This window comes from Streptacidiphilus pinicola, assembly GCF_003258295.1.
Taxonomy (GTDB): domain Bacteria; phylum Actinomycetota; class Actinomycetes; order Streptomycetales; family Streptomycetaceae; genus Streptacidiphilus; species Streptacidiphilus pinicola.
In genome coordinates this window covers 1-8415 of the sequence record NZ_QKYN01000049.1, presented here as the reverse complement: position 1 = coordinate 8415, position 8415 = coordinate 1, and the positions used below count along the sequence as shown (strand labels likewise).

General features: G+C 71.1%; 6 protein-coding genes and 1 pseudogene. 5 read left to right on the top strand and 2 right to left on the bottom strand.

Features of this window, described 5'->3' with window-relative positions:
• Positions 1-679 precede the first annotated feature (679 nt).
• Positions 680-859, top strand: coding sequence for a hypothetical protein (locus DN069_RS39375; RefSeq protein ID WP_133259908.1), 180 nt, complete (start codon positions 680-682; stop codon positions 857-859).
• A 610-nt stretch (positions 860-1469) separates the two neighbouring features.
• Here the strand turns inward: DN069_RS39375 and DN069_RS13240 are convergent.
• Positions 1470-1865, bottom strand: a complete 396-nt coding sequence (locus tag DN069_RS13240; protein WP_111501149.1) for a hypothetical protein — start codon at positions 1863-1865, stop codon at positions 1470-1472.
• 236 nt (positions 1866-2101) lie between these two features.
• On the opposite strand from DN069_RS13240, the gene DN069_RS13235 reads away from it, so the two are divergent.
• Positions 2102-2968 carry a hypothetical protein gene (locus tag DN069_RS13235; RefSeq protein WP_133259907.1) on the top strand — a complete coding sequence of 289 codons (867 nt, stop codon included), beginning with the start codon at positions 2102-2104 and terminating at the stop codon, positions 2966-2968.
• Between the two features lie 179 nt (positions 2969-3147).
• Here DN069_RS13235 and DN069_RS13230 read toward each other — a convergent pair whose 3' ends face one another.
• Complete coding sequence (locus tag DN069_RS13230) at positions 3148-3870, bottom strand: DUF2625 family protein (RefSeq protein WP_111501147.1); 723 nt, start codon at positions 3868-3870, stop codon at positions 3148-3150.
• A 546-nt stretch (positions 3871-4416) separates the two neighbouring features.
• On the opposite strand from DN069_RS13230, the gene DN069_RS13225 reads away from it, so the two are divergent.
• The 3 genes and pseudogenes from DN069_RS13225 to DN069_RS13215 form a co-directional block, all read left to right on the top strand.
• Positions 4417-7032, top strand: coding sequence for a P-loop NTPase family protein (locus DN069_RS13225; protein ID WP_111501146.1), 2616 nt, complete (start codon positions 4417-4419; stop codon positions 7030-7032).
• A complete protein-coding gene (locus tag DN069_RS13220; RefSeq protein ID WP_243639171.1) occupies positions 7029-7916 on the top strand; it encodes a replication-relaxation family protein in 888 nt (295 codons plus the stop codon). Before DN069_RS13225 ends, DN069_RS13220 begins: the two co-directional genes overlap by 4 nt.
• A 35-nt stretch (positions 7917-7951) precedes the next feature.
• Positions 7952-8415 (top strand): annotated as a pseudogene (locus DN069_RS13215) (hypothetical protein); the annotation flags it as partial.

Here is an 8415-nt window from a genome sequence, read left to right as displayed (position 1 = left end):
AGGGACGGGAGCGGACGGTGAGGAGGGGGGCGGGGGGCGCGGGCGTGGGGCGGGGGAAGCCAGCACGGGGACGCGGCGTGGCGGTGCTGGGGGGCAGGCACGACCGGGGACGACGGCGTCGACGACGTTGTCGGTGAGTGCGGCATCGGGGAGGGCGGGGGAGCGAGACATCGGGGTGGGCCTCCGGCGGTCGGTCGGGATCTTTGCCCTGACCTAACCCCCGCGGGGTTACCGCTCCGGTATCCAGATCCACCCGCTGAGCATCACGAAACCGCAACGACAGGAAGGTAACCAGTAACCAGTCCCGTGCCGGCCGAAGGTAACCAGCACTCGCCGCCGGTCCCGGCACTGACGGCGGAACGGGGGCTTGACCTGCACTGGTGACCCTTTTGGATACCCCAGATCCGGCGGCCAACCAACACCCCAATCCGCGGAAACTGCCGCCTACGCCGCCGCGCCCACTACCAGTCGCCCCGGCCTCGACCAAGACCCTGATCCGTCGTCCGCCGCCGGCCAGCAATCCGTCCTCCCCCGTGCGCGAGCGCGGGTCCGTACGGCGGGATCGGGGTGTTGGTAGAGCCCGAATCGACCGCTTGCCTTCGCCGCGTCGGAACCACCGAGGCGGCGCGAGCCCCCTCGAGCCGACGTGATCCGCTGTCACTATCCGTGGAGGCTCGCCATGTCCAAGCCGAAGAAGTCGAACGCGAAGAGGACGCCTCGCCGACCCCAGCCGCGCCCTGCGGTCCGGCGCCGATCGCGCTGGGCCGACTCCGTGCGCACCGTCGCCCTCGGCGTCATCACCGCGTGCGCGCAGACCTACGCGCTCGTCCTGATTGCGCACATCGTCGGCCGCCGGTAGCGCGCGCACCCCTCGACGCGCACTGCGCAGCACCCGGCTGCGCACACAGCAAGGGTGCAGAACAACGGTGGCCGGTGCGCAGTGCGCACCGGCCACCACCGCTCATGCACGCGACAGCGTCAGCCGTAGATGTGGCGGCACTGGGCCAACAGGTTCCCGGGCAGCCCGCCCTCCTTGGCGAGGGCGTCGCAGGGGGACGGGCCGTGCCGACCGGCTGAGTGGGCCGAGCCACCGTGGTGGTGGGACCCGGTCGTTCCGCGCGATGCGGCGTGCCGCGCCGGCGCCTGTGGGGCAGGGAGCGGAACGGAGTCCCGCCCCGGCCGGGCGGCTGCGGGTGTTCCTGCCGACGCGGATGAGGCGCCGGCCGAGGCGGAGGGGGAAGCCGGCGGACTCGCGGCCATCGAGGGGGAGACCCGCGGATCTGCCGGGCCGGCCGGGGCGTGGAACCCCGCTGCCGGCAAGGCAGAGGCGGAGCCAGTGGTGCTCGGGCTGGCGGCGATCGGCGCCAGCCCGGGGCTCATCCAGTGGCGGTGCGCAGCGCACCCGGACACGCTCAGCAAGGCGGCCGCCCCGAGCAGGGCCGCCGCGGCGGGGCGCAGGCCGGTGCGGTTCACCCGCCTGTCCCCGTGAGCTGCACGATGCGCGAGTCGTAGCCGGGGCCGACGTCCGCGGTCAGCACGACGTCGGAGTGGTGGGTGAACGCGCTGACGAAGACCTGGTGGTCGTGGCCGCATGCGCGCGTGATCGTGTCTTCGCCCACGTAGAGACCCCAGTGGTCTTCGATCGCCTTCAGCTCGACGCAGCCGCGGTACGGCGTGACGGTGCCGCGGACGCGGAAGCCGCCGTGCTCGCGCGTGACGTCCAGTTGCGCATGACCGGAGACGGACGAGTCGCCTGACGCCGCGTCCAAGGAGATCGCCTGGTACTGGCCGGTGGCGCTGGCTGTTGTCGCGCCGACCGCGAGGACCGAGGCAGTCATCGCGACGGGGAGGAACTTCGTGCTCATGGAACTCATGCCTGTCCAACGCCAATGAGCACAGGCCGACACGCCTCCCGTCTCGAACGCTCCCCGACCGTCCCGGGGGCACCCACAGGGCTGGTTACCCACACCGCACCAAGTCACCGAAAAGGTAACCAGGGCAGGTCAACGGCCTGATTTCGTCCGAGATGGGCAGCGCACACGCAAGAGCGGCGACCAGGACTGCACACCGGCGCGCGGCGGCCGTTACGGCATCGCAACCGGTGGCCGCCGAACTGGTGACGGTAGCGGTGACCCGCGCGGCATGGAGTGGGGGGCACATCCTGGAGGAGGACAACGTGTCCGGTATTCCCCTGCTGCTGCCCCAGCCCCCCGCATCCGTCACGGCGGTGACGCTCTACGGGCTCGTCGGGATCGCGGTCTGCTGCCTGGTGAGTCTGCCGCTGCCGGAGCGCTGTGCGCATCCGGGCGGCGACCGTTTCGGCATCGAGCCCGTGCGCGCCGTGGGCGCCGTCATCGCGGTCCTCGTGTGCGTGGTGCTGTGGCCGGCCGCACTGCTCTGGACAACCACCAGGAACTCGTTCACGCGCGCAGCAGCTGCGCGCGCGCAACGGTCAGCCCGTGTGCGCGCACAGCGCAGCGCTCAGCGAAATGCGCTGCGCACCGTGTTGCGCAGCGACGACGATGCTGGCGAACAGCCGGTGTACCTCGCACAGCCCACCAGCACAGTCGTCTCCGACGGGGCAGCGTGGGTCGATGCCGCTGCAGCACGCGTTGTTGCCGCGCTGATGGAGCGCAGGCTCCTGGACGCGGTCATGGGCGCCCGCTCGCTGGTGTGGGACGTGGAGCGCGCCTTCGGGCCGAGCTGCCACCAGCTGTGGAATGCCATGGAACTGCTCGCGCACGTGTGCCACGAGATCGGCGACGACGTCCGCGCCGTCCAGCTGTACGCGCGCGCCGCCTCTGGCTGGGCATGCGACCACGGCGCCGGACACCCGAGCGCACGCGCGGCCCGCGACAGGACGGTCGCTCTGTGGGCCAAGGCCCGCGCAGCAGGCGCGACGGACCCCGCCACCGCGCTGCTCGTGGCCTCCGTCACCCGGCGGTTCGTACAGGCCGGCGTCAGGTAACAACAGACGGAGGACCCGCGGGCAGCGTGACGCGCCGTCACCCGGTGACCTGGCCGTCTTCACCGGCCACCTCGATCCGGTGGCTGCCCCGCCGGCAGCCGAACCGAACTCCCCACCACCGCCTACCTGCACTGGCGGCTCAAGTTGAGCCGACCACAGCCAGCAGTGAGCTTGTTGGACTACACGTCGCCGAGAAAACCGGGATCGGCCGGACCCATCTGCCGAACGAAATCTGAGGCCGCCCCCAGGACCTCTCGCATCGGCACCGGCCGACGGCGGGTTGCGCCGAGATCCGCGCGGGCTTCCTTGGACCACAGGAACGGATAGACCGTGATGCCTTGCCCCAAGGCCAGCGCCTCTGCTTCCTCCCGCCAGGTTGGCCATCGCAGGCCGTCATAGAACGTCTCCAGGCGCCCAGAGAGCAGCCAGGTGAGCCATCCCGAGTGGCCCATCTCCATCGCCTCCCACGCAAGTGTGTCCGGAGCGAAATAGATCATCTGCCCAGGGACACCGGGGCGGCCCACGGCGGCAGGGTCATGGCCGTTGAGGGCAAACACCCCGCCCACCACGTCATGACCCACAACGAGACCGGTCGCGGGATGCCACGCCGGATCGAAGGCCACGGGGAACTGATTCACCTGGGCCAGGCTCGGCATGCCGCGGCCTGCCGAGCCGCCGCCGAATACCCGAACCCAGCCGTGGTCCACGACAAGTCCACCGCTGTTCAACACAAGACCGCCGAGCGCCGACCGGGCCGTGAGCTGCATCTGCAGCAGGCCACGGCGACCTTCCGCCGCGTCGCCTGGCAGCACCTCGACCGGGGCGGCGCTGGCCGCAAACAGCTCGAGTAGCTCAGGCCAGGCCGGGTCGCTGACGTTGATCAGTTCTTCGAGTTCATGCACTCACGCATGATCGCAGGCTGTCCATGGCCAGCGGCGCTACCCGGGCTCCGGCAGCAGCGCGGCCGCCTGCCGCAGCCCAGCCCAGCGCGGAAGCGGTCGGGACCACGTCGAAAACCAGGGCGCGGGCTGGGCGGGGCCCGTGGCGCCGGTGGGCTCTGGTGATGGGGCGGCCGGCAGGGCGTGGGGCGGCGCGGGGTGAGGGGGCCCGGCACGGCGAGCAGCCAGCGGAGCGGGGGATGCGGCGTCGCCGGGCGGTCCATCTTCGTTGTCACGAACTGCAGTCGGTCCACCTTCGCTGGCAATCGGTCCAGGCTCGCTGTCACGGGTCAGTTACCGGCGACTGGTGACTCGTCAGTCCCGCTGGTGACTGCGGTTGTTATCGGCTCGTGATGCTTCGCGGGTGGATCTGGTGACCGTAGTGGTGACCTTGCGCGGGTCTGCTTCCCGTATCGGATCTCCTCGATCCCCACGGAAGGCGACTGTGCATCACAACCCCGGCTTCTCGCCCATCTTTGGCACCGCCCCGATCAACGCGGAGCGCGCGCGATGACCGCGCTGACCACTGGCCTGGTCCGGTTGCTCGTGCGCTGCGCACTGTGGCTGTGGCACGTGCCCGCCTGGCTCACGGCGTACGGCCTGCTGCTCACCTTCCTCTGCCTGCCGCTGATCGCCGGCGGCTTGGTCCTGCGCGAGTGGCTGACCCGAAAGGTTCTCGCGCAGCGCGTGCGCTACACCCTCACCCCGGCCCGCGCGTTCGACCCTTGCCAGGAGGAGATCTGGCGGGGTGCCGCTGTGCTGCTGCGCGCGGCCCGCTCTGGACCGTGGTGGGCGCCGGCCCGCGCGCAGTCGGTGCGCATCCGACTGCGCGCCGACGGCACAGGAGAGACACCGCTCGACTACAGCCTGGAGGGCCACGCCAGCGCGCAGGACATACTGTCCACGACGCCGTATGACAAGGTGACCGTCGAGCGCTGCCGCCCCACCCGGGATCGCGCACGCAAGCACACGCTGCGCGCGGAGTTCGTGCTGCGTGGCGACCCCGGCGCACCGTTGCGCGAGGTGCCGCTGCATCCGGACCCGCTCCAGCCGATCATGGACGCGGTGGCGGCGGTCCGTGCGGACCTCGGCGACCTGGCCGAGGTGATCGTCGACCTTCAGCCGATCCCCACCTGGCGGCTGCGCCTGAAGCGCTGGCACCTCGCCGCCGCCGCGCGCGCCCGCGCCCAGAGTGAAGCGCGCAAGGCAACGCGGCGGGCGATCGCCGACACCGACGCCATCGAGGACTCCTTCGCCGTCCAGCTCGCGCACCTCCTGGACTTCGGCGACCATCGCGGCCACGGGGGCCGGCGCATGGCGATGACGGTCCGTCCCCGCCCGGTCGACGCCGCGCAGGTCTGGGGCCGCCTCGGTGACGACCTTGGCCTGGTCCGCCTCCAGCTGCTGGTGCGCTGCGCCTCCGACCAGGAAGGCCGCGCGGAGCGCTCCCATAAATCCCTGACCTCCGCGATGGACGTCTTCGCCGGCCGATCCCGCCTGCGCGTCGAGGGCACCCGGCTGGGCCCATGGCAGTGGAACGCCAACCATCTCCTGCGCCGCGGCAGCTTCGACCGGCGCTGGACCACGGGCTTGGTCCTGCCGCGCGCGGACTCCTGGCTGAACATCTCCGAGCTCTCCGGCCTGCTCAAGCCCCCCACCGTGCACTGCCGCCAGCCGCTGACCGCCGCCACGCTGCCCACCTACGAACTCGGCAAGCCGCTGATGCCGCAGGGCTGGTACCACGCCCCGGACGGTACGACCCGGCTGGTCGCCTCTCCGCTCGAGGAGACCCTGTTCTCGGTGTCGGTGGGCAAGTCCTTCTACGGGAAGACCACCAGGGCCGTCGTGCAGGCGATCGCGGTCGCGGCCGCCGGCCAGGGGGTGTTCTTCGTCGACCCCCACGCCGACTCCTGGGACCTTGCCGCCCCGTTCCTGGCGCATGAGTCGCTGCGGGACCGGGTTTGGCGGATCGACCTGACCGGCCGCGACGCGGGCGCCCGCCTGCCCTCGTGGAACCCCCTCGGCATGGACGCTGGCCAGCGCCCCGACGAAGTCGTGCGAGCGGCGGTCGACTCCTTCGCAATCGTCCTGGGCTGGGACGACCGGACCGCCCCTCGCGCCAGCACCGTCCTGTTCAAGGCTTTGGAAGCCCTCGTTGAGGTCAACCGCCAGGCCGTCGCTGCCGGCAAGCCCCGGGCGCAGGCCACCTTGTTCCAAGTCCGCACGCTCCTGACCGACGTCTCGTTCCGCGAAGCCGTCCTCGACAAATTGCCCGAAAAGGCGAAGGCCTGGTGGACCACCACCTTCACCGCCTACGGCGACGACGCTTTCGCCCCCGTGCTCAATCCGCTGGACCGGCTCGCCGCCGACCCCGTCGCCCACGCCCTCCTCGGCGCCCCCACCGGCAAGTGGAACGCCCGCACGGCGATGGACAAGCGCCGGATCGTCTGGCTGTGCCTGGGCGGCACCGGCCCCACCCAACGCCTCCTGGTCAACCTCCTGATGCGCGACGTGTTCCGCGCGGGCCTGTCCCGCGGCAACCTGCCGGAGAAGAAACGCAAGCCGTTCCACATCTGGATCGACGAGCTGATCGCCCTCGACCAGGCCGGCACCGGCTCCACGATCGCGGACATCACCGAGCAGCTGCGCAAGTTCGGCATCCGCCTGCACGTCCTCGCGCAGTTGCTGGAGCGCATCAGCGCAGGCACCCGCGCTTCCCTGCTGCAGAACGCCTCCGTACTGTCGACGACCGCCGGGTCGACCGACTCGGTCGGCGCGGTCACCGAGCAGTGGCACGGCGCGATCACCGTGCGCGAGGTCGCCGAACTGCCGCGCTACCACCACGCCCTGTCCTTCACCGCCGGGGGCAAGCAGCGCGGTCCGCTGACCGTGCGCGGCCCCCAGCCGGCCGAGGTCTTCTGCGCCATCAAGAGCAAGAAGCACCTCGGCGAGCTCACCCAGGCAAGCACCCAGGCCGTCGGCGCGAGGACCGCCTCCTACCTCCACAAGCTCGCCGACAAGCAGGACGCCGTCGTCCTCGCCTTCCTCACCGGCCCGGCCGACCGCACCCCGCCGCCTCCGCGCCCCGAGGGCCCCTGCCTCGTCAAACCCACGGAGTTCCAGTGAACGTCACCCCCGCCTACCTCCTGCTCGCCTGCCTGAGCCAGCACCGCATGGGCAGCACCCGACACCTGCACGACCTGATCGGCAGCAGCAGGCACATCAACGCCACCCGCCTCCAGCTCCAGGACCTGCGCTCCAAGGGCCTCGCCGACCGTGTCGTCCTTCCGCGCCCCGGCTCGATGGGCCTGTGGTACCTCACCGCCTCCGGCCGCGACGTCGCCAGTTCCCTGCCAGAACTGCGCGACCAAGACCACCCCGCCTTCGCCGACACCCCGGCCTCCATCAAGGTCCGCGCCCCGCACACCCTCGCGGTCCTGCGCACCCACCTGACCTTCCTCGCCGACGCCCGCCGCCACGGCGACGACTACGGCCCGCTCGACTGGACCCCGGAAGTCGGCCACCGGCTCTCCGAGACCCGCGGCGACGCCCTGGTCGCCGACGCCCTGATGCGCTACACGGCCACCGACGCCGGCGGCCGCACCCAGCTGCGGGCCTTCGTGGAGCTCGACCGCGCCACCATGAGCAGCGAGCGCCTCGCCTCCAAACTCATGACCTACTCGCGGTTCCACGACTACACGCCCGTCGCGTTCGGGGCTCGCCGCATCAGCAACCGCACCGCGGCGCCGCTCCCAGCTTGGCTGCGCCACTACCCAGTCTTCCCCCGGGTGCTGTTCGTCCTGACCGGCGCCTCGCGCCCCGTTCTGAACAACCGCATCCAGGACCTGCGGGCCATGGCCGCAGGCAACCCGCTCGCCGCGCGGCTCGCGCGCAAGGTCCCGCTCGGCACCGCCATCCTGGAAGACCTCGAAGCCCACGGGCCCTCCGCGCAGATCTGGACCCCGCTGGCCGGCGATGACACTTCAGCACGGGGGTGGACCGCGCTGTGACCACGCGTACGTACCCGCGGATCCGCCGCGGAGCCATGGCGGCGGACCGCTTCACCCAGATCTCCAACGACCTTTTCCGCGACCCGAGGCTGTCGTTCAAGGCCAAGGGCGTCTTCGGGCTCATCTCCACCCACCGTGACGGCTACGGCATCACTCCACAGCGCTTGGCCGAGCAGTCCACTGACGGCCTGGCCGCCATCAGGACCGGCCTGCGCGAGCTGGAGGTGTACGGCTATCTGTTCCGCCGTCAGGAACGCCGCCCCGACGGCACTCTCGGCGCCTTCGAATACCTGATCACTGACACCCCGGACGGGCCGCCGCCCAGCTCAGAGCCGGTGGTGGAAAACCCGCCACCGGCCCCCACCAGCCAGAACAAGCAAAACCGCAGGTCAGGGCCGGTGGTCGATTATCCGCTAGCGGTTGATCCGCCAGCGGCTGATCAACCCCCTAAGAACACCAACACCAAGAACATCAGCGGCAAGAAGCCCAACCCGCCCTC

What these genes read in the sequence shown, in the direction of transcription:
- DN069_RS39375 (WP_133259908.1), top strand. Translation starts at nt 680, where the DNA reads ATGTCCAAGCCGAAGAAGTCGAACGCGAAGAGGACGCCTCGCCGACCC.
- DN069_RS13240 (WP_111501149.1), bottom strand. Translation starts at nt 1,865, where the DNA reads ATGAGCACGAAGTTCCTCCCCGTCGCGATGACTGCCTCGGTCCTCGCG.
- DN069_RS13225 (WP_111501146.1), top strand. Translation starts at nt 4,417, where the DNA reads ATGACCGCGCTGACCACTGGCCTGGTCCGGTTGCTCGTGCGCTGCGCA.